The organism is Elstera cyanobacteriorum (assembly GCF_002251735.1).
In the GTDB taxonomy this organism is placed as follows: domain Bacteria; phylum Pseudomonadota; class Alphaproteobacteria; order Elsterales; family Elsteraceae; genus Elstera; species Elstera cyanobacteriorum.
In genome coordinates this window covers 367,951-391,193 of sequence record NZ_NOXS01000033.1, presented here as the reverse complement: position 1 = coordinate 391,193, position 23,243 = coordinate 367,951, and the positions used below count along the sequence as shown (strand labels likewise).

General features: G+C 62.8%; 18 protein-coding genes. 4 read left to right on the top strand and 14 right to left on the bottom strand.

Going from position 1 to position 23,243, the window contains the following annotated elements; translation table 11 throughout:
• Window positions 1-2: 2 nt before the first annotated feature.
• The 7 genes from nirD to CHR90_RS14020 form a co-directional block, all read right to left on the bottom strand.
• A complete protein-coding gene (gene nirD, locus CHR90_RS14050; RefSeq protein WP_094409642.1) occupies window positions 3-338 on the bottom strand; it encodes a nitrite reductase small subunit NirD in 336 nt (111 codons plus the stop codon).
• 2 nt (window positions 339-340) lie between these two features.
• Entirely contained in the window at window positions 341-2,788 is a 2,448-nt protein-coding gene (gene nirB, locus CHR90_RS14045; RefSeq protein ID WP_212668688.1) for a nitrite reductase large subunit NirB, read from the bottom strand.
• Between the two features lie 10 nt (window positions 2,789-2,798).
• Window positions 2,799-3,584, bottom strand: coding sequence for an ABC transporter ATP-binding protein (locus CHR90_RS14040; protein ID WP_094409640.1), 786 nt, complete (start codon window positions 3,582-3,584; stop codon window positions 2,799-2,801).
• 15 nt (window positions 3,585-3,599) lie between these two features.
• The gene (gene ntrB / locus CHR90_RS14035) at window positions 3,600-4,445 is read right to left on the bottom strand and encodes a nitrate ABC transporter permease (RefSeq protein ID WP_094409639.1); all 846 of its coding nucleotides are present in this window, start codon (window positions 4,443-4,445) and stop codon (window positions 3,600-3,602) included.
• 32 nt (window positions 4,446-4,477) lie between these two features.
• Window positions 4,478-5,749: a CmpA/NrtA family ABC transporter substrate-binding protein gene (locus CHR90_RS14030; protein ID WP_094409638.1), complete on the bottom strand. Its 1,272-nt coding sequence runs from the start codon at window positions 5,747-5,749 to the stop codon at window positions 4,478-4,480.
• A gap of 307 nt (window positions 5,750-6,056) precedes the next feature.
• The gene (locus CHR90_RS14025; protein ID WP_094409637.1) at window positions 6,057-6,620 is read right to left on the bottom strand and encodes a YgjV family protein; all 564 of its coding nucleotides are present in this window, start codon (window positions 6,618-6,620) and stop codon (window positions 6,057-6,059) included.
• Window positions 6,621-6,773: 153 nt separating this feature from the next.
• Window positions 6,774-7,070 (bottom strand): DUF1244 domain-containing protein, encoded by a 297-nt coding sequence (locus CHR90_RS14020; RefSeq protein WP_094409636.1) that lies wholly within the window; start codon window positions 7,068-7,070, stop codon window positions 6,774-6,776.
• Between the two features lie 151 nt (window positions 7,071-7,221).
• Here CHR90_RS14020 and CHR90_RS14015 point away from each other — a divergent pair, with 151 nt between their 5' ends.
• A complete protein-coding gene (locus tag CHR90_RS14015) occupies window positions 7,222-7,554 on the top strand; it encodes a DHCW motif cupin fold protein (protein ID WP_094409635.1) in 333 nt (110 codons plus the stop codon).
• 5 nt (window positions 7,555-7,559) lie between these two features.
• On the opposite strand, the gene CHR90_RS14010 is transcribed toward CHR90_RS14015, so the two are convergent.
• From CHR90_RS14010 to CHR90_RS14000, 3 genes are read right to left on the bottom strand one after another with little or no spacing between them, the layout of a single operon-like run.
• On the bottom strand, window positions 7,560-8,690 hold the full coding sequence (locus CHR90_RS14010) for a carboxylate-amine ligase (protein WP_094409634.1): 1,131 nt from the start codon (window positions 8,688-8,690) through the stop codon (window positions 7,560-7,562).
• On the bottom strand, window positions 8,687-9,478 hold the full coding sequence (locus tag CHR90_RS14005) for an N-formylglutamate amidohydrolase (RefSeq protein WP_094409633.1): 792 nt from the start codon (window positions 9,476-9,478) through the stop codon (window positions 8,687-8,689). Before CHR90_RS14005 ends, CHR90_RS14010 begins: the two co-directional genes overlap by 4 nt.
• Before the next feature lie 31 nt (window positions 9,479-9,509).
• The gene (locus CHR90_RS14000; RefSeq protein WP_094409632.1) at window positions 9,510-10,400 is read right to left on the bottom strand and encodes a 2OG-Fe(II) oxygenase; all 891 of its coding nucleotides are present in this window, start codon (window positions 10,398-10,400) and stop codon (window positions 9,510-9,512) included.
• Between the two features lie 306 nt (window positions 10,401-10,706).
• Here CHR90_RS14000 and CHR90_RS13995 point away from each other — a divergent pair, with 306 nt between their 5' ends.
• Genes CHR90_RS13995 through CHR90_RS13985 form a run of 3 tightly spaced genes read left to right on the top strand, consistent with a single transcriptional unit; the run spans window position 10,707 to window position 13,699 of the window.
• Complete coding sequence (locus CHR90_RS13995) at window positions 10,707-11,858, top strand: Re/Si-specific NAD(P)(+) transhydrogenase subunit alpha (RefSeq protein WP_094409631.1); 1,152 nt, start codon at window positions 10,707-10,709, stop codon at window positions 11,856-11,858.
• 8 nt (window positions 11,859-11,866) lie between these two features.
• Window positions 11,867-12,280 carry an NAD(P) transhydrogenase subunit alpha part 2 gene (locus CHR90_RS13990; RefSeq protein ID WP_094409630.1) on the top strand — a complete coding sequence of 138 codons (414 nt, stop codon included), beginning with the start codon at window positions 11,867-11,869 and terminating at the stop codon, window positions 12,278-12,280.
• A gap of 12 nt (window positions 12,281-12,292) precedes the next feature.
• The gene (locus CHR90_RS13985; protein WP_094409629.1) at window positions 12,293-13,699 is read left to right on the top strand and encodes an NAD(P)(+) transhydrogenase (Re/Si-specific) subunit beta; all 1,407 of its coding nucleotides are present in this window, start codon (window positions 12,293-12,295) and stop codon (window positions 13,697-13,699) included.
• A gap of 138 nt (window positions 13,700-13,837) precedes the next feature.
• On the opposite strand, the gene CHR90_RS13980 is transcribed toward CHR90_RS13985, so the two are convergent.
• From CHR90_RS13980 to infB, 4 genes are all read right to left on the bottom strand, one after another.
• The gene (locus CHR90_RS13980) at window positions 13,838-15,967 is read right to left on the bottom strand and encodes a beta strand repeat-containing protein (protein ID WP_094409628.1); all 2,130 of its coding nucleotides are present in this window, start codon (window positions 15,965-15,967) and stop codon (window positions 13,838-13,840) included.
• Window positions 15,968-16,104: 137 nt separating this feature from the next.
• A complete protein-coding gene (locus CHR90_RS13975; protein ID WP_141210960.1) occupies window positions 16,105-17,784 on the bottom strand; it encodes a methyl-accepting chemotaxis protein in 1,680 nt (559 codons plus the stop codon).
• A gap of 411 nt (window positions 17,785-18,195) precedes the next feature.
• The gene (locus CHR90_RS19845) at window positions 18,196-19,875 is read right to left on the bottom strand and encodes a methyl-accepting chemotaxis protein (RefSeq protein ID WP_094409626.1); all 1,680 of its coding nucleotides are present in this window, start codon (window positions 19,873-19,875) and stop codon (window positions 18,196-18,198) included.
• Between the two features lie 296 nt (window positions 19,876-20,171).
• Complete coding sequence (infB, locus tag CHR90_RS13965; protein ID WP_094409625.1) at window positions 20,172-23,234, bottom strand: translation initiation factor IF-2; 3,063 nt, start codon at window positions 23,232-23,234, stop codon at window positions 20,172-20,174.
• Window positions 23,235-23,243 lie beyond the last annotated feature (9 nt).

The following is a 23,243-nucleotide window of genomic DNA, read 5'->3' as shown; positions in this document are numbered from 1 at the left end:
CGTTACTCGGCTGCGGCGGCGCTAAGGACGGAAATATCGAGCTTCAAGCGCTCGCCGTCCAGCGCGACGGGCAGGGTCAGCACCTGCCCGTGATCCGCCCCTTGCGCGGCGCCCGAAGCGAGGCTGATCACCCAGCCGTGCAGCGGGCAGGTCACGCAGTCGCCGTGGACGATCCCATCCGACAGCGGGCCGTTCTTATGGGGGCAGCGGTCTTCGAGGGCAAAGAAACCGTCTTCGGCGGTGCGGAACACGGCGATCTGCCGTCCCTGGATCATCAGCTTGCGCGCGCCCTGGCTGGGGACGGCGGCGGCGGGGCCAATATCGAGCCAAAACGCCATGATCAGACCTCCACCAGCATCGGTTTGAACTCGTCGGCCTCGACCCCGGCCACCCGTTCGGCCCAAGGATCGATCTGCGCGAATTTTTGGGCATAGGCAAACCGCGCTGCCAACGCGCGGCGGCCTGCCTCGTCGTCGAGAATGCGGGATTTGACATAGGGCAGGCCGACGCGCTCCACCCACGGCGCCGTGCGCTCAAGGTAGCGCGCTTCTTCGCGGTAGAGCTGCAAGAAGGCCGCGCAATATTCCAGCACCTCGGCTTCGGTCGAAACCTTTACCAGGAAGTCGCAGCCGCGCAGCTCGATCCCGCCGTTGCCACCGATGAGCAGCTCCCAGCCCGAATCAACAGCAATCACGCCGAAATCCTTGATGGTCGCTTCGGCGCAATTGCGCGGGCAGCCAGAAACGGCAAGCTTCACCTTGTGCGGGTGCCACGACCCCCAGGTCATTTTCTCGAGCTTGATGCCCATACCGGTCGAATCTTGCGTGCCGAAGCGGCACCATTCCGACCCAACACAGGTTTTCACCGTGCGCAGCGCCTTACCGTAGCCGTGCCCGGAGACCATCCCGGCAGCGTTAAGATCGGCCCAGACCGCCGGCAGGTCTTCCTTCTTAACCCCCAAGAGATCAAGGCGCTGACCGCCCGTCACCTTAACGCTGGGGATATCATACTTATCGACCACATCGGCAATCGCCCGCAGCTCCTGCGCGGTGGTAACCCCGCCCCACATGCGCGGAATGACGGAGAACGTGCCGTCTTTCTGAATATTGGCGTGGGCGCGTTCGTTGATGAAACGCGACCGGCTATCGTCCTGATACTCGCCCGGCCACGCGCAGAGCAGATAGAAGTTCAAGGCCGGACGGCAGGAGGCGCAGCCCCCCGGTGTGCGCCAATCGAGCGCCCGCATCACTTCCGGGATCGACTTCAGGTTTCGCTCCTTAATGGCGAGGCGAACGGTTTCATGAGGATGATCGGTACAGCCGCACATACCTTCGACGGTCTTAGCCTGATAGTCGCCGCCCAAAGCCAACGCCAACAGCCCTTCGACCTTGGAGGAGCAGGAGCCGCAAGAGGCGGCGGCCTTGGTGTGGGTCTTCACTTCCTCGAGGGTCGTCAGCCCCTTATCCGCAATCGCAGTGAGGATCGTACCCTTGCACACGCCATTGCAGCCGCAGATTTCCGTCTCATCGGGAAGATCGGCAAGGCCCTGATCGGCGCTGCCGCTGGCCGTCAGCCCTGGCCCGAAGACAAACGTATCGCGCAGGTCGCCCAGCGGGGCGGCTTTTTCCAGCAGATCGACGTACCAGCCGCCATCCTTGGCGTCGCCATACAGCACCGCGCCGACCAGCTTATCGTCTTTGACGACGAGGCGCTTGTAGACGCCCCGCGCGCCATCGCGCAGCACAATATCCTCGCAGCCCTCGCCGCCATTGAACTGGCCGACCGAGAGCATATCGATGCCCGTCACTTTCAGGCGGGTCGGCGGCTGGATCGGGCGGTAGGCGCTGCCGGTTTTGCCGGTCAGATGATCGGCGCAGACCTTCGCCATATCCCAGATCGGCGCGACGAGGCCGACGCACTGGCCGTTATGCTCGGCGCATTCGCCGATGGCATAGATCGACGGGTCGGAGGTGCGTAAGCCGTCATCGACCACCACCCCGCGATTGCAAGCGAGGCCAGAGGCTTGCGCCAGCGCCGCATTCGGGCGAATCCCCGCCGCCATCACAACCAGATCGGCGGGCAACTGTCGCCCGTCTTTGAGGCGCACCGCTTGCACCCGGTCGGCGCCGATCAAGGCTTCGGTCACGGCGCCGGTGATGATGGTGATGCCGCGCCGGGTTAGGTCTTCTGCCAGTAAGGTCGCCGCCGCCGTATCAAGCTGGCGTTCCATCAGCGTATCCATCAGATGAATAACGCTAACCTTCATGCCCTGCGCCGCCAACCCATTGGCCGCTTCGAGGCCGAGCAGCCCGCCGCCGATGACAACAGCGTGGGAATAGCGCTGCGCCGCCGATAGCATCGTCTCGACATCCGACAGGTCGCGGAAAGCGCAGACCCCCGGCAAATCCTTACCCGGCACCGGCAGGATGAACGGGTTCGATCCCGTCGCGAGCAGCAACTTATCGTAAGCGACGGTGCGGCCCGACGCGGTGCGCACGGTCTTTTCCGCCGTATCGATGGCAATCGCCGCATCACCCGCGATCAGCTCGATACCGTTCGCCGTGTACCAGTCGCGGGAATTGATGACGATCTCCTCGAACGTCTTTTCCCCGGACAGCACCGGCGACAGCAGGATGCGGTTATAATTCACATGCGGTTCGGCGCCGATCACCGTGATGCGGTAGCGGGCCGGGTCGCGTTTCAGCACTTCTTCGACCGTCCGCATCCCAGCCATACCATTGCCGATAACGAGTAGGCGGGAGCGGTCGGGGGAAATTTGATCTCGCATGATCGTAGCCTCACGCCGCCGCCGGGTGGCGGTGACGTTCATAGAGGAATTGCAGAACCGCCGTCCGGCAAGCGACATAGGTCGGGTCGGCGGCCAGCGCCAACCGATCGCGCGGACGGGCCAGCGGCACGGGCAGAACCTCGCCGATGGTGGCGTTCGGCCCGTTGGTCATCATCACGATGCGGTCGGACAGCAGCACCGCTTCGTCCACATCGTGGGTGATCATCAGCACGGTATTATTGAGTTCGGTCTGCAGCCGCATCACCGTATCCTGCAACTGAGCGCGGGTTAGGGCGTCGAGCGCGCCGAACGGTTCGTCCATCAGTAGCACTTTCGGCTGCATCGCCAGCGCCCGGGCGATGCCAACGCGCTGCTTCATCCCGCCGGAAATTTCGTTCGGGCGGCGCGCGAGTGCATGGCTCATGTTGACGAGGGCGAGGTTATGGCGCACCCAGTCGCGCCGCTCGCTGCGGCTCTTGGTCTTGCCGAAGACCTTATCGACGGCCAGAGCAACATTTTCTTCGACCGTCAGCCAGGGCAGCAAGGAATGGTTTTGGAAGACGACGGCGCGGTCGGGGCCGGGTTCGTCCACTTCCTTATCTTCCAGCAGCACGCCGCCGGACGTCGATTTCAGCAGCCCGGCGACAATGTTCAGCAAGGTGGACTTGCCGCAGCCGGAATGACCGATGATCGCCAGAAACTCGCCGCGCTGAATATCGAGCGAGACGTTTTGCAGCACGACATTGGGGCCGAACTGAATGCCGACGTCGGAAATTTGCAGATAGGGTTTCGTCATGATCGCGGCCCTCCCTTATACTTTGGCGCCACGGGCGCAGAGCAGGCCGACCCCGGCGATCAGCCGGTCGAGGCAGAAGCCCACGATGCCGACATAGACGAGGGCGACGATGATGTCGGAGATGTTGGAACTGTTCCACGCATCCCAGATAAAGAAGCCGATCCCCACCCCGCCGATCAGCATTTCCGCCGCGATAATCGCCAGCCACGACAGGCCGACGCCGATGCGCAGACCGGTGAAGATGTAGGGAACGGTGGAGGGCAGAACGATCTTGAAGAAGAATTCCAGCGCGTTCAGGCGCAGCACGGCGGCGACGTTGCGGTAATCCTGCGGAATGGCCCGCACGCCGACCATCGTATTGATCAGGATCGGCCAGACCGAGGTGATGAAAATCACAAAAATCGCCGAGGGGTTGCTGTCGCGGAAGGCGGCCAGCGATAGCGGCAACCACGCCAGCGGCGGGATGGTCCGCAGGACTTGGAACAGGGGATCGAGCCCGCGCATGGCAAGCTGGCTTTGCCCCAGCAGAACCCCCATCAGCACGCCAACCACGGTCGCAATCGCAAACCCTTGGGCAACGCGGGTTAGGCTGGCCATCAGGTGCCAGAACAACCCCTTATCCAGCCCACCCCGGTCGAAGAACGGATCGACGATCAATTCCAGGCTTTGCTTCACGATCAGGCTGGGCGACGGCAGGGCCGCCCCTGGCCGCCCCGCCCAGAGTTCCCAAATGCCGAGCAACAGTACGAGCATCACCAGCGGCGGCAACACCCGGGCGGCCACCGTTTTTGCGGCGGCAGCAAGGGCGGGCAGGCGCGGCATCGACAGCTCCGGCGAGGATGGAAGGGGGGTGTCGGTCATGGGGGTTCTCCTGGGGTCGGGGCCTGGGCGGGTCAGACGCGCTTGATTTTTTGGGCGGCCAGATAGGCCTGCGGATTGGCAGGATCAAATTTGATGCCATCGAAGAAGGTTTCGACGCCCCGGCTCGTACCCTCCGGCGCCACCGCGCCCGCCAGCTTGGCCGCCGCCCGCCAAATCGCCTCGCCGTTCACCGCCTTAATGGCGCCCGCCAGATCGGTTTCCGGCGCCAGCACGCCCCAACGGATATTTTCCGTCAGGAACCACAGCTCGTGGCTTTGGAAGGGGTAGGAGGCGTGATCGGCAAAGAACTTCATCAGGAACGGCGCATTGGTTTCCTTGCGCCCCGTCCCAAAGTCGAACTCGCCTTTTGCGCGCCCCAGAATGTCGGCAACCGGCACGTTGAACCACGCGCGCTTACCGACGATCGTGCACATTTCCTCCTTATTCTCGGGCTTATCGCACCATTGCTGCGCCTCGATCACCGCCGCCGTTAGGGCGACCGCCGCCTTCGGGTTCTTCTCGACCCAATCGGTGCGCATGCCGAGGCTCTTTTCCGGGTGGTCTTTCCAGAACTCGCCCGTGCTGATCGCCGTATAGCCGATGTTCTGATTGACCAACTGGCCATTCCACGGTTCGCCGACGCAGAAGGCTTCCATCGAGCCAACCTTCATATTCGCCACCATCTGCGGCGGCGGCACGACGATGGTTTGCACGTCCTTATCGGGGTCGATGCCGCCGGCGGCCAACCAATAGCGCAGCCACAGATCATGGGTGCCGCCTCGGAAGGTCATGGCGACCTTGATTTCCTTACCGCTGGCCGCCACGCCCTTGAAGACTTCCTTCAGCGGCGCCGCATTCAGCCCGACCTTGAGATCCTTATAGGCATTGGCGACCGAGATCGCCTGACCGTTCGTATTGAGGCGGGCCAGGATGGTCATCGGCACAGGGGTATTATTCTTGCTGATTTTGCCGAGTTGCAGCAGGTAGGGCATCGGCGTCAGGATATGCGCGCCGTCGATCCCGCCGCCGCCCGCGCCGAGTTCCAGATTATCGCGCGTCGTCCCCCAGCTTGCCTGTTTCACCACCTCGACATCCGGCATGCCGTATTTGGCGAAGAAGCCTTTTTCCTTGGCGATGATCAGCGGGCTGGCATCGGTCAGCGCGATATAACCGAGGATGGCTTTGGTCGTCTCGACGCCAGCCCCCTGCGCGAAGGCCCCGGCGGGAAACAACGCCTTGGCAGCCGCCATCGTGGCCAGCGCACCAGAGGCTTTCAGAACGGAGCGGCGGGAAAAATCGGTCATCGGGGCAAGCTCCTGCAAGGGGGAACGGCACAGCGCCAGTCAGGGGGATTTTCCAAAAGAAAAGGCGCCCGAAGTCCTGAGACGGCGCAGGCTGCGCTATCGTCTCGGTCTTCGGACGCCATTGTCCTTGGTCGGTCGGGACGCCGTTGCCCCAACCCTCGCCCCTAACTTAGCAAAGCCCGTGCCAAGCCAGGATATCTTGCAGTGCAATAGATTGGTCGGCTGTGTGGGGGGTGTCTTGCTGCGGCAGGCTGCCTATTTGGGCGGCAGGCGTTGCGCTCTGCCGCATTCTTGAGCAATTACGGAATTAGGCCCGCACCGCCGCCGGACGCAGCCCCATCCAGGTGGTCAAGGGGCGCAACGCCTCGCGAAGCGAACCGCCCGCGCGGCGTTCGCGGTAAATGCCGATGCTATTGCTCAACAGCGTCTGGGTATCGGCCGCAAGGGCAAAGAACGACCCAACGAGTAAGTTGTGGCTGCTCCACCCGGCAATCGCCAACATAAACAGCAGGCGCATGCGGATGGGATGGGTTTCCCAACGCCCGAGCGCCGAGACCAGCAGGCCAAACGCCGCCCCAGCGCTTTGCGGCCCCGCCCAGGTGGCGGCGACAAAGGCCACCATCACCGGGATCGTCAGCCAGAAAATCACCTGCGCCCAGCGGGCCTGCTTTTGGCTAGCGGTCAGGGCTTGCAGCACGCAAAGAAGGCACATCACCGCGCCGGTATAGGCCCCCGCCCCCAGCGACGCGTAATGCGCCGCCCACAGCAGACTCGCCGTTGCTTGCACCAGCAGCAGCACCCGGCGGTTCCGAACGACTGGCCAAACAAACCCTAAACTGAACGCGGCAGTACCCAGCGCTTCGGCCAACATCGGACCCAGCCTTTCAACGATCACAGGAGACAGCGGTGGTGCGCGGCAGTTAGGCCCGCACCGTCTCGCATGGGCCGGAGTCTAGCGGATTGGATACAAATTGAATGCTGCAATCGCTGCGTCCCTGTCCCCGTCGGGACGCATGCGCCACAGTCAGTGTTGCGGATTTGCCGCAGCGAACGCGGCCTTTTGCTCCGCCGACGCTTCCTTCTGGTGCAGGGCTTTCCACTGGTCATAGGGCATACCGTAGACAATCTCCCGCGCTTGCCCGTCGCTGAGCGGGATGCCTTTTTCATCGGCGGCGGCGCGGTACCATTTCGACAGGCAGTTGCGGCAGAAGCCCGCGAGGTTCATCAGATCGATATTCTGCACGTCGGTGCGGTCTTGCAGATGCTGCACGAGACGGCGAAAGGCGGCGGCTTCAAGCTCGATACGGGTTGCATCGTCCATCGGGAGAACTCCTGTCGCGGATTGGACTTCACAGATAGGCGTTTGGCGGGATGTTGCCTAGGGGCCGATATTGTCTCGGGGACAGGCTTTCCTTTGACGCCGCCGCCGCCGCCGCGCCAGGCTAAACGAAGTTTGCCGCTGGAGAGAGATCATGCAGCTTCCCGCCCTGCCCTTCACCGTGACCGACTGGTCGACCGTCGAACCGACCCACCATACGGGCGAAACGGGCACCGCCGAATGGCGCACCTTTACCTTGGGCGATATCCGCATCCGGCAAGTCACCTACTCCCCTGGCTATCTGGCCGACCATTGGTGCGACCGGGGGCATATCCTCTATGTCGTCAGCGGGGAACTTGAGACGGAACTACGCGACGGGCGGACGTTTCTGCTGACCGCCGGGATGAGCTATCAAGTCTCCGACTTTGGCGACGCGGCCCACCGCTCGGCAACGAAGACGGGGGCGGTGCTGTTCATTGTAGATTGACGGGGTCAAACCCCCATCACCGTCTCCGCAATCAGGTGATCGACCACGGCTTTCAGCGCCTCGTCCTGGCTCGCCCCGCCCGCTATTGCCGCCCGGAAGACCGCCCGTTGCCGGTCGGCGCTGGTGCCGCGCGTTAGGATGGTGCGGGCCGAGAGAAGCTCGGCGGTGCAGCCGAAATGCGCGGCATCCTCGGCGCAGAGTTCGATCATTTCTTCGAGAAGATCGGCAAAGGGTACAACGCGGCCCTGGCCGAAATCGGCCAGCCCTTCATCAATGCCATAGCGCTGCGCCCGCCAGCGGTTTTCCGAAATCAGCATGCGCGCATACAGCCGCCAGCGCTGGTTCGACCGCCGCAACCGCCACAGCATGCGCAGCAGGCAGCGGTAGAGCGCGGCGATGGCAATCGTATCATCCAGCCGGGTGCAAATATCGGTGATGCGCATTTCCAACGTCGGGAAACGGGCGGAGGGGCGGACGTCCCACCACAGGCGCGTTGCATCGTCGATCAGCCCAGTATTCACGAGGCCGCGCACCTGGCGCTGATATTCGCCCCAGGAATCGAAGACCTCCGGCAGCCCTGTGCGCGGCAAACCATTGAACACCGACAGGCGGAAAGATTTAAGCCCGGTATCATCCCCCCGCCAAAAGGGGGAGGAGGTGGACAACGCCAAAAGATGCGGTAGGAAATAGCTGATCTGGTTCATCAGATCGATGCGGAGCTCTTCGTCCTCGATCCCGACATGGACGTGCATGCCGCAAATCACCAGCCGCCGCCCGACCATCTGAAGGTCGCGCGCCAGCAGCGTATAGCGTTCAGCGTCGGTATGTTCGGTGCGGCCCCAATCGGTGAAGGGGTGCGTCGCGGCGGCAATTGGCGCCAGACCGAAGCGCCCCGCCACCTCCGCCACCGTGCGGCGCAGTTGCGCGAGATCGGCGCGGGCGTCGGCCAAGGTCGACCGGACCTTGGTGCCAACCTCGATCTGCGCTTTCAGAAACTCCGGGCTGACCTGATCGGCCAGGGCGGCCTTACATTCGGTCATTAGCGCGGCGGGCGGCGCCACCGCAATATCGCGTGTTTGCCGATCGACCAGGAAATATTCTTCCTCGATCCCCAAGGTGAAGGCGGGTTCGGTCACGGTTGGCCTCCCAGCAAAATCGGACGCATCACCCGGTACAGCCGGTCGGCCCAGGCGGCGACGCCCTTGTCGTCGGCAATCAGATCCTGGCGGATTTCCAGCAGGACATGCGGCAGGCCGCGCATTTCGGCATGGCGGTGGATGGTGTGGCTGTCGTGGTCGCGGCCCGAATAGGGCTGATTGTCGCCCACCGTCAGATCGCCCTCCGCCTCGAGCGCCCGCATCAGCGGCAGGGCCACGCGCCCATCCTGGTTCCACAGCACCCCAATATGCCAGGGGCGTTTGAACCCGGCCAAGACAGGGGTGCAAGAATGGACGGAAATCACCGCCGGGGCGATGCCGCGCGCCTGCATCCCCTCCAGCATCGCAACAATGCGGTTATGATAAGGGTGATACAGGGCCTCCACCCGCTGCGCCCGCGCCGCCGCCGATAAATGCTGATTGGCGGGCACCTTGGTGCCATCGCTGACCGGCGGGATAGAGGTCGCGTCGTCGAGCGCCCGGTTAAGATCAAGCACCAGCCGCGAATAGCCCGATAGCACCGCCGGGGCGTCGAATTTCTCCGATAAAATCCGCGTCACCGCCGCCGCCCCGATGTCGTAGGCGATATGGCGCTGCATATCCGCTGCCGATACCCCAAAGCCCCCCGCGTCTGCCCGATCGAGCGCGCGCGGAACCCGCGGGCTGGCATGATCACAGAGAAAGAGAATCGGCGCGCGCCCGCCGTCGTTCAGCACGGTAACGGGCGGTGGTTCGTCGGGGGCCAGCAGGGGGGATGGATTACTCATTCTTCTTTCAAATCCTGACCGCACCCGGGCGTCAAGGGGTCTCGGCGCGGTGCAACCACCCGTTCACGGTCCAGCGCCCCTGCAACAGATTGTCCGACGGGCACTGAACGCGCGTGACCGTATGGAAATGATGGGATTGAAAGAAAATCAACGAATTATGCAGGGGGGCAATACGGGTGAAATCAAACTGCCCGGCACTGGGCGGGTCAAATAGCAAAAGATCGCCCCCTGTGAAGAGGCGCGGCACCTGATGAAAATAATAGATGAAGGTCAGGTATCGGCCCCAAGCGGGGGCCGCCGGGTTAGAAGCCGTATCCCGGTGGATCTGAAAATACCCGCCGTCGCCGTGCCCCGTCACCTGAAGCTCGCGCGTCCCCACCGCAAAGGGCGCAAGGCCGAGCCGAGGCAAAACCGCCTCGCGCACGATCACCTCCTCCAACCACGGCAAAAACCACGCGCTGACTTCAGCCGGTCGATGCAGGCGCCGGGCAATCCTGATGGTTGGGTCTTCCCGCAGCGCCGCATAGCCCGTCCCCACCGTTGCCGGGACCAGCCGCGCCATCTCGGCCCGCAGGGTGTGCCAAAGCCGCTCTTGCTGGGCGGGCGGCAGGGCGTTTTGGATTTGAACGAAGGGGGTCGGCCCATCGGCATGGGGACGGACAGGCGCCCCGTCAAAGATCGCCACGGCAGCGTGCGCCAGCCGATCCGTGGGATCGCGATCAAGAAGCGCGCGATAGAGCGCCAAGGCCTCCGCCCATCGGCCAAGCCCGCGTAAAAGACTGGCGCGTTTCAACACCGCTGACCGGTCCGCCGGATCGGAACGCGCCGTCAGTCCCGCCAAAAATTGTTCGAGAATAATCGGCTGGGTCAACCGTTCGACCATAGCGGGGGGCGCGCGCTCGGGCACGATAGCGTCGGTCATTCGGTTCCCTCAGAACGGGGCAGCGTTGATCGCGCTTAGCCTAATCCCCATAGCCCCATCGCTTCAATCATGTCTCAAACGTTTCATTTCGCTTAAAAAAAATCGCGTTTCTGAAAATTTATTGCGCGCGCGAAGTGAACCCGGCATCCTCTCCAATGCGTCAACAGGACGCAGGGGCTTCGGCCACCTTCCCTTTACGTCAGCTTTGACGGGGACGGCCTCGGCCCTTTGGTTTTTGCAAGCAAAACGCGCCGGATGAGGGCATCCGAACGGGGCTTGCAGGAGAGGAAACAAGGGCGTGCGAGCATGAAAATCGCAGTACTCAAAGAACGCCGGCCTTTCGAACGGCGCGTCGCCGCCACACCGGAGACGGTCAAAAAATTCATCGGCCTCGGCGCCAGCGTGACGGTGGAAACCGGCGCGGGCGATGGGGCTTTCTTCCTGGACGATGCCTATGCGGCAGCGGGCGCTACGGTAGCCGCTGATGCGGCAACGGCGCTGGCGGGGGCCGATCTGGTTCTGAAGGTCCGCCGCCCGCTCGCCCCTGGCGAGGGCGAGGTGGACGAATTGGCGCTGCTGAAGCCAGGGCAGACAGTGCTCGGGCTGCTCGATCCCTATGGCGGGCAGGCGGAAGCCTTGGCCGCCACTGGCGTTAACGCCGTGGCGATGGAGTTTGTTCCCCGCATCACCCGCGCCCAGGTGATGGACGTGCTGTCGTCCCAGGCCAATCTGGCGGGCTATAAGGCGGTGATCGAGGCGGCCTCCGTCTATGCCCACGGTTTTCCGATGATGATGACCGCCGCCGGAACCGTACCGCCCGCCAAAGTGCTGGTGATGGGCGCCGGGGTTGCCGGGCTTCAGGCGATTGCCACCGCCCGCCGCTTGGGCGGGGTGGTGTCGGCGACCGACGTGCGCCCGGCGACCAAAGAACAGGTGGAAAGCCTGGGCGCCACCTTCGTCGCGGTCATTGACGAGGAGTTTCAGCAGGCCCAAACCGCAGGCGGCTACGCCAAGGAAATGAGCGCGGCCTATAAGGAAAAGCAGGCGGCCTTGATCGCCGAGACGATCAAGAAGCAGGATATCGTCATCTGCACCGCGCTGATCCCGGGCCGCAAGGCGCCGACGCTGGTAACGGCGGAGATGGTGGCCAGCATGAAGCCCGGCTCCGTCATCGTCGATCTCGCCGTCGAACAGGGCGGCAATTGCGACCTGTCGGAATACGCCCAGACGGTGGTGAAGCACAGCGTGTCGATCATCGGTCACGCCAATATGCCCAGCCTGATCGCCACCGACGCCAGCGCGCTCTATGCCCGCAATCTGCTGGCCTATGTTACCCCGCTGATCGACAAGGAAACGAAAGCCCTCGTTCTGAATGAAGAGGATGAAATCGTAAAAGCCAGCCTGATCGCCAAGGGCGGCGCGCTGGTTCATCCGTCGCTCGTGAAGCCCGCAGCCTGAGGTGCGCCATGTCGCCTGAAGAATTCCAACGCTCTGCCACCGGGCTGGCCGACCAGGCCCAAACCCTGGCGGGCGAGCTACAAGCCCTCGCCCTTAACGCCAAAACTGTCGCGGCCACTGCCGCCGCCCACGGTGGGGTCGATCCGGCCATTTTCGGCCTGACCGTTTTCATCCTCGCCTGTTTCGTCGGCTACTATGTGGTGTGGAAAGTCACCCCGGCGCTGCACTCGCCGTTGATGGGTGTGACCAACGCCATTTCCTCCGTCATCATCGTCGGCGCGCTGATCGCCGCCGGGCCAGCCGATGTGAGCTTTGCCAAAATCATGGGCTTTTTGGCCGTGATCCTGGCCAGCATCAACATCTTCGGCGGCTTCATCGTCACGCATCGCATGCTGTCGATGTTCAAGAAAAAGACGAAATAGGGGGCCGGGACCATGTCTGAAAACCTCTCGGCGCTGCTCTATCTCGCCGCTTCGGTCCTGTTCGTGCTGTCGCTGCGCGGGCTGTCCAGCCCGCAGACCGCCCGCCAGGGTAATCTTTTTGGTATTCTGGGGATGGCGATTGCCATTCTCACCACCCTGGCCGGGCCGCATGTGCTGAGCTATTGGCTGATCATCGTCGGCATTCTGATCGGCGGCGCGGTCGGTAGTTTCATCGCCTGGCGCATCGAAATGACGGCCCTGCCGCAGTTAGTGGCGGCCTTCCATAGTCTCGTCGGTCTTGCCGCCGTCTTCGTCGCCTTCGCGGCGTTCGCGGCACCGGACGGCTATGGCATTACCGACGCCGGTGGCATCAAACTGATCAGCCGCATCGAAATGGCGGTGGGCCTTGCTATCGGCGCCGTTACCTTCACCGGGTCGATCATCGCCTTCGGCAAGCTGCAAGCGCTGATTTCCGGCAAGCCGTTGGTCTTCCCCGGTCAGCATTTGCTGAATGCCGCCCTCGGCGTCGCCATCGTGCTGCTGACGGTTTGGTTCTGCGTCGATCAAAGCTGGGCGGCCTTTATCCTGCTCTGCCTCGTCTCGCTGGCGCTCGGCTTCCTGCTGATCCTGCCGATCGGCGGGGCGGATATGCCGGTGGTGATTTCGATGCTGAACAGCTATTCCGGCTGGGCAGCGTCGGGTATCGGCTTCACCCTGCACAATAATCTGCTGATCATCACCGGGGCGCTCGTCGGCTCTTCCGGTGCCATCCTCTCCTACATCATGTGTAAGGGGATGAACCGGTCGATCTTCAACGTCATCCTCGGCGGTTTCGGCACCGACGGCGGCAGCGCGCCTGCGGCGGGCGGCAAGGGTGGCAGCGATAAGCCGGTGAAAGCTGGGTCGGCGGATGATGCGGCCTTCATTATGAAGAACGCCCAAAGCGTTATCATCGTGCCGGGCTATGGTATGGCGGTCGCCCAAGCGCAGCACGCCCTGCGCGAAATGGCCGATATGCTGAAGAAGGAAGGCGTGCAGGTGCGCTACGCCATCCACCCGGTCGCGGGCCGCATGCCGGGGCACATGAACGTGCTGCTGGCCGAAGCCAATGTGCCGTATGAAGACGTGTTGGAGCTTGAAGAAATCAACCGCGATTTCGGCGCGACCGATGTAGCCTTCGTTATCGGCGCTAACGACGTGACCAACCCCGCCGCGAAAACCGATCCGGCCAGCCCGATCTACGGCATGCCGATTTTGGATGTGGAGAAGGCCAAAACCGTTCTCTTCATCAAACGGTCGATGGCGTCGGGCTATGCGGGCGTGGAGAACGAATTGTTCTTCCGCGATAATACGATGATGCTCTTCGGCGACGCGAAGAAAGTGACCGAAGAAATCGTGAAGGCGATTGAACACTCATAAGCCGAACCCCTCTTGCGGCAGGTGGCGATACGCCCACCTGCCGCAAGGCCTGTTCTCGAACAAACGCGGCGCCTAAAAGCAAGACCGCCTTCCCGACAGGCGGGAAGGCGGTCCAGATCCGTAGAAAGTGCGTCGCGTTTAGGCGAGAACGAAGTTGCTGTTGATCAACGCATTCGCCGTAATGCCGGTGAAGGTGCCGATCAGATGGATTTCCGCCGCCTGCCACGCACCATCATTATTACCGCCTGCCGCCGCCGCGTCGGAGGCGAGGTAGAGGTAAGCGTTGCCATTCTGATAGGCCAGCAGATAGGTCGAATGCCCCGCGCCTGCCGCCGTGATCTGCGTATAGCTATCTGCCGCGCCACCGTTGGTCAGCGCCTTCAGCAGTTCGGTGCCATTGATCGAAGCCGACAGATCGCCGCCCATCGCGCCGCTGGTCAGCGTGGTACCCGATTGCAGCGCGATGATGTCGCTGTTCGCCGAGGTCACTGCGCCGATCACATAGGCGCCGCCGCCCGTCCCGGCAACCGAACTATCGGCGCCCACAACCGCATTCAGCCCCGCCGCCGTGCCGACCGTCGTCAGCAGCGAGGAGATGACGGCCACATCACCGACCGGCGACACGCCTGCGGTAAACCCTGCGATCACGTCGCGGTTGGTTTCGAGGGTGATGTTGTTAAGGATCACGCGATCGCCGAACGCATCGCCCGTGCTGCCCACGGTAATCGAATCGACCCCCAGCCCGCCTTCCAGCGTATCCGCCCCAGCGCCGCCGGTGAGCGTATCGCTGCCGATCCCGCCGAGCAGCGAGTCGTTGTTCGCAGTGCCAGTGACATTCACCGAGCCGTTGGTTTCCGCCGAGCCATTCCAGGTCAGGGTCGAGGTGCCGGTGGAGCCGGAGGCATTGACCGTCAGAACGGTGCCCGCCGTCACCAGCGCGTCTTTCGCAACATAATTGAAGCTAACGTTGGCGCCATTCAGGGTGATGGTTTCGACGTTGGTCACATTGTCGAGATCGTTGGTGCCCGACCAATTGGTCGTGGTCAGCGCGTCCGTCCCGGCACCACCATCAATCGTATCCGCCGCCGTCAGCGTACCCGCCCCGGTGAAGGTAAAGGTATCGGCGCCAGCGCTACCGGTCACCGAATGGGAAACCCCGCCGTCGACATAGGCCAGCGTGCCGCTGTAGGTGGAAGCGTTGATCCGGTGCCCAACGGCGCCATTGGCCGTATCGGTCAGGGTCAGCGAGCCGGTGCCAAGAATATTCACCGTCGCCGCCGCCGTGTTCAGCGCACCCAGGGTGGTGGCATTGGCGCCCGTGGTGGACAGTTCGAGCACTTCGAGCCCGGTGGCATTGCCATAGGCGATGCTGGAGCCGGTGGTGAGGTTTTGCAGGCGCAGCGTCAGCACGTTCGACGCCAGCCCATCGTTCTGCAGCGTATAGACCTGCGCGCCGGTCACGCCGTTCAGCGTGTAGCTGGGCGCGGCCACTAGCAGCGCGGTCGGATCGAGCGAGCCGCCTTGCAGCCCCGTCGCGGTAAAGCTGGTACCGGAAATCGTAATGGTCTTGGCGCCGCTGACCGCGCCGAACGACATGGTGCCGCCGAACGCCTGCAGGTTCAGAGTTTCGATATTCTGCAAGACCGGCGCGCCGATATTGGAATTCACGAACCCGTTCAGGATATCGTTATCGCTGGTCGAACCATCGGAAATAATGACCGCCGACGACAGGAAGGTGCCCGCTTCGATCTTGTCGGCATTCACCGATAGATAGGTCTTCGTTCCGGCCTTATCGGTGCCGACGTTCGAGGTGCTATTGTTCAGGTTCACCGTCGCCGCCGTCAGGGTAAAGGTCGTGCCCGAGGTGGTCGAGACGCGGCCTTCGTCGATCCCATACATAACGTAATGCTGAAGCGCATTCTTGACCGCCCCTGACGTCAAGGCGGCATTCACATCGGGATTAGCGGCGAGATAAGAGGAAGCGTTGAAGGTTTCGAGGCTGGCATTCGGGATGCGGCCTTCATACACCCCATATTGGGCGAAATGATCATAAACGCTGTTGAAAGCGCCCTTATTAACCGCGCTCAGCACATCGGGGTTGCGCTCGGCGTAATATTTCGAGTCGAAAACCGCATTCGGGTTCCGCAGCTCGCGGCCACCGTATTTCTGGAAGTGTTCCAGCGCGCTACCGATCTGCTGCAGCGAGATCGCTTTAAGCACGTCCGGGTTATTCTGCAGATAGTAGCTTTCATTAAAAGCAATAGACATGTCAGCCTCCTACGTGATGAAGCTTCTGTATCACAAGAAGTATGACAGAGCTAGCGCGCAGAGTGGGAAAAGCGGCGTCGCCGGTGAAAAAATTAACACCGGCGACTAAGGCTTTCACAGGACTGATCTTTTCCTCATCAGGCAGCCCGTAGAGTTCCCAGGAACGCCGCCACGGCGCGATGCAGCCCCTCGGCCGTCTGGGTCAAACCGGCTGCCGCCGTGCTCACCGCATCGGCCGCCGCGCCGGTTTCCGCAGCGGTCGCTTGCATGGTTTCCACCGAACCGCTGACCACATCGGTCCCCTGAGCGGCTTCCTGAACATTGCGGGCGATTTCCCCCGTCGCCGCGCCCTGCTGGCCGACGGCGGCGGCAACGGTCGTGCTCAGCTCGCTCATCCGGCGGATCACCGTCCCCACCGCATCGACCCGGCTAACCGCCGCATCGGTCTGTGCCTGGATCGCGGCGATCTGGCCCTGGATTTCCTCCGTCGCCCGCGCGGTCTGATTGGCGAGCCTTTTGACTTCCGACGCGACCACAGCAAAGCCTTTCCCGGCTTCCCCTGCCCGGGCCGCCTCGATGGTGGCATTGAGCGCCAAGAGATTGGTCTGAGACGCGATCTCGGTGATCAGCCGCACGACATCGCCAATCTGCGCCGTCGCCTGCGCCAAATCGCCGATGGTGGCCGTGGTCGCCGCCGCCGCCGTTTCTCCCTCGCCCGCGATGGTAACGGACAGGCTGGTCTGCCGGGTGATTTCCTGAATGGAACTCGTCAGCTCCTCGGTCGCCGAGGCAACGGTTTGCACATTGCCTGCCGTCTGCCCTGCTGCCGAGGCCGCCGCCGAAGCCTGGCCAAGCGTGCGCGACGCCGTAACCTGCAAAGCCGCCGCCCGTTCGCCAAGGCCCGACGCCGCCGCCAGCGTCGCCTGGACAAGGCCACCGATACTGGCTTCGAACTGGCTGGCGAGATCGAGCATTGCCGCGCGCTTATCGGCAGCCGCCCGGCGGTCGGCATCTTGGCGGTCGGCTTCCAATTGGCGATTCGCGGCGGCTTGCTGCTTAAACTGCTCCAGTGCGCCCGCGAGACGCCCCAGTTCATCCCGTCGCCCGACCCCCGGCACGGCGGTCTCGATGTCCCCCGCCGCGACCTTGCCCATCGCCGCCGTAATCCGGTCGAGCGGGCCGGTAATTCCGCGCCGTGCGACGAGCAGCGAACCGCCCAACCCCAGCAGGATTCCCAGGCCGCCCAAGATCAGACCATTGCGGTCGGACCCATCAGCATGTTCACGAAAATCCTTCGCCGCTTCGACAACCCGGTCGGAACTGCGCTGTTCGATATTGCGCAGGATTTGGCGCAACCCCTCAATCGCTTTCATTTGGGCAAAAGCCTCGGCCTCCGCCTTCGCCCGGCCTGCGGCGGCGCCATCGTGGGTCATCGCCTGAATGGCTAGGTAGGTTTTTTCATAGTCGGCCAACTGGGTGCGAAAGGTTGCAACATCGGTGCGGTCGGCTTGGACTGCCGCGCCTTTTTCCAATTGATCGAGCCGGACGCGCAAGCGCCGCAACTCATCCGCCGCCGTGGCTTCGATGGCCTTGCGGTCAGAGGAGATGAGGTCGAGCGGCATGAATTCCACGGCCCGAACAAAGGACAGAAGATTAGCCGTCGCCCGACCCGCCGCGTGCAACTGCTCCACCGCCGCCGTTTCCGTTTCAAACAACGTCCGGCCTTCGTGCGAAATATAGCGCGACAGACCGACCATCCCGGCGACCAAGAGGCAGAGAAACACAACAAGGCACAGGATTTTGTGACCGATCTTCATGGCCGATGATTCCTTCTCGGACGAATACGATGGTAGAGCGCCCTCTTCAGCCTCGACGCTAGGCGGAATTCGCTTAAAATTTCCATAATTTTTCTGTTTAAAGTAATATATTGATACGAAACACCTTTCCGCACGAAGGATCATTTCTATTTTTTTGGAGACGTCGGTTTTTTATATCTGTTTTCTGTGACTATTTTTTTACACACACAAAATCACCATATAAAAATCGGCTCGAACTATCGGAAAACTGTGCATTTTGTATAGATAAGTTTTTTGAAAATCATGTTTTTTCTTTTAATTTCATACACTTAATTTATTTCGAATCTCGTAGCGATGCCCATTTCCCAACCAATAAAAAACGGCCCCTGGTGGGGCCGTTGTAATGAAGCACGACGATCCCGCCCCCGCGTGTTACGCCGCCCGAATGGAGGATAAGAAGGCCGCAACGGCGGCATTCAGGTCAGAAGCCGTGCGGTTCAGCCCTTCTGCTGCCGAATTGACCGCTAAGGCCGCCGAGCCGGTATCATTGGCCGCCCCATGCATGCGATTGACGTTTGCGGTGACCACGTCGGTCCCCGCTGCTGCCTCCTGCACATTGCGTGCGATCTCACCAGTGGCCGCCCCCTGCTGACCAACGGCCGCCGCCACCGAGGTACTGAGATCGTTCATGCGGCGGATGACATCGGAAATCCGCGTGACCATCGCGACCGCCGAGCCGGTTTCGGCCTGGATTGCGGCGATCTGCGCTTGGATTTCCGCCGTCGCCCGCGCCGTTTGACTGGCCAGATTCTTAACCTCGCCCGCAACCACGGCAAACCCGCGCCCGGCATCGCCCGCCCGTGCCGCCTCGATAGTGGCATTCAGCGCAAGAAGATTGGTCTGTTCGGCGATCTCCTGGATCAGCCGCACCACATTCCCGATCCGCTGCGTGTTTTCGGCCAGAATCCCGATGGTGGAACTGGTCGCCGTTGCGGCTTCTACCCCTTCTTCCGCCAATTCGACCGACTGGCCCGCCTGACGGGTGATTTCGGAAATCGACGAACTCAGCTCTTCGGTCGCGCTGGCAACTGTCTGCACATTGCTGGTGGTCTGGTCGGCAGCCGAGGCCGCTTCGGAGGCCTGCCGCGCCGCCGCTTCCGCCGTGACCGACAGAATCTGCGCCCGTTGCCCCAAGCCTTCGGAGGCTTCGAGCGTTTCAGTCACCAATGCGCCGATGCTGGTTTCAAACTGCTGCGCCAGGGTTAGCATTGCTTCGCGCTTGGCTTCGGCAGCCGCTTGTTCTGCCGCCCGGCGTTCGGCTTCAAGGCGCAGATTGGCTTCCGCCTGGGCCTTGAACCGATCCAACGCTTCAGCCAGCCGCCCAAGCTCGTCCCGCCGCGTGCGGCCCGGCACTTCTAGCGCCAAATCGCCATTCGCTACCCGGCCCATCGCTTCGGTAATCCGGGCCAACGGGCCGGTAATGCCGCGCCGGGCAACCAGCAGCGACCCCAGCAGGCCTAGAACGATCCCCGCAATTCCGAAGCCCTTCAACGCTTTATCCGACTGATCGGCAGACAAGCGGAAATCGCTTTTCGAGGCATTGACGATCTTGCTGTTGCGATCTTCGATCTCAATCAGCTTGCGTCGCAGGGCCGCCACGGTGCGCCGCTGCGCCAACACATCCTCCTGCGCTTTGGTGCGGCCCTCGGCAGCCCCGTCCTTCGTTAGCGTAACGATGGCTAGGTAGGCTTGCTCATAACCTGCCAAGCGTTCGCGAAACTCTTTCACGGTGGTCAAATCCTCGTCGCCCGCGCCGTTACGTTCGAGCTGTTCCAACCGTTCGCGCAGGCGCCCCAATTCGTCGGTCGCCGCCGCTTCGATGGCCGCCCGGTCGCCGCTATTAATATCGAGCGGCATATATTCGACCGTGCGCGCAAAGGACAGAAGATGCGAGGTCGCCCGGCCCGCCGAATAGACCTGCTGCGTTGCCTGCGAGACAATTTCGAACCGGTCGGTAGCATCGCGCAGCGTCGCGACCGCAAGCGCAACCATGCCGCCGATAAGAATGCATAGAAAAATAACGACGCCGACGACCTTCTGCCCAATTTTCATCGCCTTGCTCCTCTTGCCGGGTGGTCCGAGGAAACTGTCGCCCCGTGACAGTCGGAAAACGTCCCGACTGCGATGCGATGCAATGGTCGCGCCAACTCCTCCGGCGCTAAGCCATGCAAAAGCGTCTCCCAGTTTTTGACCAGATAGTCAAACTTTCGAGAAGCAATTTTTCAAGTTTATTTTTGCTAATTTTTAGATATTTCCGGCGATACGGATCAAATTGCCGCTTTCATATGCAACCCATGAAAAAAGGGGAGGCTTTCGCCTCCCCTTGATGCAGTGCTGTAAACTGCGGATTACAGCGAGCGGGCTTCTTCGACGATCTCGAAACATTCGATCACGTCGCCCACTTTGATGTCGTTGTAGTTTTCGAAGGCCATACCGCATTCGAAGCCGGACTTCACTTCCTTCACTTCGTCCTTGAAGCGACGCAGCGTCTTCAGCGTGCCTTCGTGGATCACCACATTGTCGCGCAGCAGGCGAACCTTGTTGCCGCGCTTGACCAGACCTTCGGTGACCATACAGCCCGCGACATTGCCAACCTTGGAGGTGTTGAACACCTCGCGGATTTCGGCATAGCCCAGGAAGTTTTCGCGCATTTCCGGCGCCAGCATGCCCGACAGGGCCGCCTTCACGTCATCGACCACATTGTAGATGATCGAATAATAGCGGATATCCACCCCATCGCGGCGGGCCATTTCGCGGGCCTGGGCATTGGCGCGGACGTTGAAGGCGATGATCATGGCGCCGGAAGCCCGGGCCAGCGTCACATCGCTTTCCGAAATCGCGCCGACGCCCGACGACAGAATGCGCGTCGCCACTTCGTCGGTGGACAGGCGGCTGATCGAAGCGATGATCGCTTCCAGCGAGCCTTGCACGTCCGACTTGATGACCAGCGGCAGTTCCTTGGCTTCGCCAGCGGCAATCTGCGACAGCATCTGTTCGACCGTGCCGCGCACACCGCGCTTGGCTTCCGCATCGCGGCGGCGCTGCTGGCGGTACTGCACAACATCACGGGCGCGGGCTTCCGAATCGACCACGACCATTTCGTCGCCCGCCATCGGCGTGCCTTGCAGACCCAGAACTTCGACCGGCACCGACGGCCCGGCTTCGCGGACCTGTTCGCCCTTGTCGTTGACGAGAGCGCGGACGCGGCCCCATTCCGACCCGGCGACGAAGATATCGCCGACGCGCAGCGTGCCGCGCTGGATCAAGCAGGTGGCCACCGAGCCCCGACCGCGATCCAGCTTGGCTTCGACGATGATGCCTTCCGCCGGGCGGTTCGGGTTTGCCGTCAATTCCAGGATTTCGGCCTGGAGCAGGATGGCTTCTTCGAGCTTATCGAGATTGGTGCGCGCCTTGGCCGACACTTCGATGGCGATAACATCACCACCCAGCGCTTCGACAACCAACTCATGCGCCAACAGCTCGTTATGCACCTTCGCCACATTGGCAGCGGGCTTATCGATCTTATTGATCGCCACAACGATCGGCACATTCGCCGCCTTGGCGTGCTGGATGGCTTCGACGGTCTGCGGCATGATGCCGTCATCCGCCGCGACCACCAACACGACAATGTCGGTGACATTGGCGCCGCGCGCCCGCATTTCGGTGAAAGCTTCGTGGCCCGGCGTATCGATGAAGGTGATCTGCGCACCGCTTTCCAGCTTCACCTGGTAGGCGCCGATATGCTGCGTGATCCCGCCCGCTTCGCGGCCCGCCACATCGGTGGAGCGCAGCGCATCGAGCAGCGAGGTTTTGCCGTGATCGACGTGACCCATGACGGTGACGACCGGGGCACGTGGCAGCAATTCTTCCGCCCGATCCTCTTCGCCGCGCAGACCGATTTCGACGTCGCTGTCCGAAGCGCGCTTCGGCGTATGGCCGAATTCCTGCACGATCAGTTCGGCCGTATCGCCGTCGATGGTCTGGTTGATCGTCGCCATCACGCCCATACGCATCAGGGCCTTGATCACCTCGCCGCCGCGTTCGGCCATGCGGGATGCCAGTTCCTGAACCGTAATCGCATCGGGAATAATCACTTCGCGCAGCACCTTATCCTGTTGGCGCTGCAACATGCGGAGCCGCTCTTTTTCACGGGCACGGCGCATCGACGCCATCGACCGCATGCGGCTTTGATCACCGGAGTCGAGGGCTTGATTGACGGTGATCTTCCCACCGCGGCGGCGATCATCGCCCGCCCCACGGCGCGGCGCTGCCGGGGCCGGGCGCTTCGCCCCGCCCGGTGCTGCCCCGCCCCCGCCACTCCGGCGGTTGCGGCTAGCGCCATCCTCGTCATCATCGGTGCGCGCGCCGGTCGGGATCGTCGTCGGAATCGCGACGCGGTTCACCGCCCCTTCGCGCACCACCCCACCCGGCGCCGGATTGGCGGCGGCCCGGCGGGCGGCTTCTTCCTGTTCCACCTTGCGGCGGGCGTCCTGTTCGGCGCGCACGACAGCCTCTTCGGCCTCGCGCTTTTTGCGCACCTCTTCTTCGGCAGCGCGGATGACCGCTTCTTCGGCCTCGCGCTTCTGGCGCTCAACTTCCTCGGCGGCGCGGCGCACGGCTTCCTCAGCGGCGCGCTTCGCGTCTTCCTCGGCGCGCTTCTGCGCTTCCTGAAGCACGCGCAACCGATGGGCGCGTTCTTCCTCGGTCAGCGTGCGCAGGGCCTGCGGACGGCGATTGCCTTGATTATTGTTCGATCCACCGGCTGCCGGGCGTTGCTGCGGCGGCGGTGCCACCTTCTGCGGCGGCGTTACGACGCGACCGCCGCGATTGCCCATGCGATCCGGGGCGACCGAGGCCGGCGGCACCGGGGTCGGGCGCGCCGCAGGCGCGGCGACCGGGGCGACAACCGGGGCTGGGGCCGCAGCGGCAGCCGCCGCCGTAGCCGCCGGGCGCGAGGCCGTCCCCAGGGGAACCGTCCCCGTTGCCGGACCGGCCTGAACCGTGACCGGCGGCACCTCGACCTTCGGCGCTTCGACCGCGGGGGTCGGCACCGGGACTGGAGCCGGTTCCGGCGCAACAGGCGTGGGCGCTTCGACCACGACCGGCGCGGGCTTCGGCGCTTCGACGGCAACCGGCGGCACAACCGGCTTCAGCGGCGCGGGCGCAGGCGGGGTTGCCGATAGGGCGGCGGCGACCGCAGCCGGGGCGGGGGCAGCAGCGGCGGGCGCGGCGGCAGCCTCGGGGGCATCGCTATGCACCCGCTTCTTCTTCACCTCGACCTGCACCGTTTTCGACCGCCCGTGCGAGAAGCTCTGACGCACCTGCTGGGTTTCGACCGGCTTCTTGAGCTCGAGCTTCCCCCTGCTCAACGTCAGGGGTTTCTTACCGTTCTGCTCGTTCTCGTTCGTCATGCTCTTGCG

Excerpts from the sequence above, each read along its gene's own strand:
- CHR90_RS13990 (WP_094409630.1), top strand. The coding sequence starts at position 11,867 with ATGTCGCCTGAAGAATTCCAACGCTCTGCCACCGGGCTGGCCGACCAG.
- CHR90_RS13985 (WP_094409629.1), top strand. The coding sequence starts at position 12,293 with ATGTCTGAAAACCTCTCGGCGCTGCTCTATCTCGCCGCTTCGGTCCTG.
- CHR90_RS13980 (WP_094409628.1), bottom strand. The coding sequence starts at position 15,967 with ATGTCTATTGCTTTTAATGAAAGCTACTATCTGCAGAATAACCCGGAC.
- CHR90_RS14025 (WP_094409637.1), bottom strand. The coding sequence starts at position 6,620 with ATGTTGGCCGAAGCGCTGGGTACTGCCGCGTTCAGTTTAGGGTTTGTT.
- CHR90_RS14000 (WP_094409632.1), bottom strand. The coding sequence starts at position 10,400 with ATGACCGACGCTATCGTGCCCGAGCGCGCGCCCCCCGCTATGGTCGAA.
- CHR90_RS14040 (WP_094409640.1), bottom strand. The coding sequence starts at position 3,584 with ATGACGAAACCCTATCTGCAAATTTCCGACGTCGGCATTCAGTTCGGC.
- CHR90_RS13995 (WP_094409631.1), top strand. The coding sequence starts at position 10,707 with ATGAAAATCGCAGTACTCAAAGAACGCCGGCCTTTCGAACGGCGCGTC.
- CHR90_RS13975 (WP_141210960.1), bottom strand. The coding sequence starts at position 17,784 with ATGAAGATCGGTCACAAAATCCTGTGCCTTGTTGTGTTTCTCTGCCTC.
- nirB (WP_212668688.1), bottom strand. The coding sequence starts at position 2,788 with ATGCGAGATCAAATTTCCCCCGACCGCTCCCGCCTACTCGTTATCGGC.
- infB (WP_094409625.1), bottom strand. The coding sequence starts at position 23,234 with ATGACGAACGAGAACGAGCAGAACGGTAAGAAACCCCTGACGTTGAGC.
- CHR90_RS19845 (WP_094409626.1), bottom strand. The coding sequence starts at position 19,875 with ATGAAAATTGGGCAGAAGGTCGTCGGCGTCGTTATTTTTCTATGCATT.
- CHR90_RS14030 (WP_094409638.1), bottom strand. The coding sequence starts at position 5,749 with ATGACCGATTTTTCCCGCCGCTCCGTTCTGAAAGCCTCTGGTGCGCTG.
- CHR90_RS14015 (WP_094409635.1), top strand. The coding sequence starts at position 7,222 with ATGCAGCTTCCCGCCCTGCCCTTCACCGTGACCGACTGGTCGACCGTC.
- CHR90_RS14020 (WP_094409636.1), bottom strand. The coding sequence starts at position 7,070 with ATGGACGATGCAACCCGTATCGAGCTTGAAGCCGCCGCCTTTCGCCGT.
- ntrB (WP_094409639.1), bottom strand. The coding sequence starts at position 4,445 with ATGACCGACACCCCCCTTCCATCCTCGCCGGAGCTGTCGATGCCGCGC.
- nirD (WP_094409642.1), bottom strand. The coding sequence starts at position 338 with ATGGCGTTTTGGCTCGATATTGGCCCCGCCGCCGCCGTCCCCAGCCAG.
- CHR90_RS14005 (WP_094409633.1), bottom strand. The coding sequence starts at position 9,478 with ATGAGTAATCCATCCCCCCTGCTGGCCCCCGACGAACCACCGCCCGTT.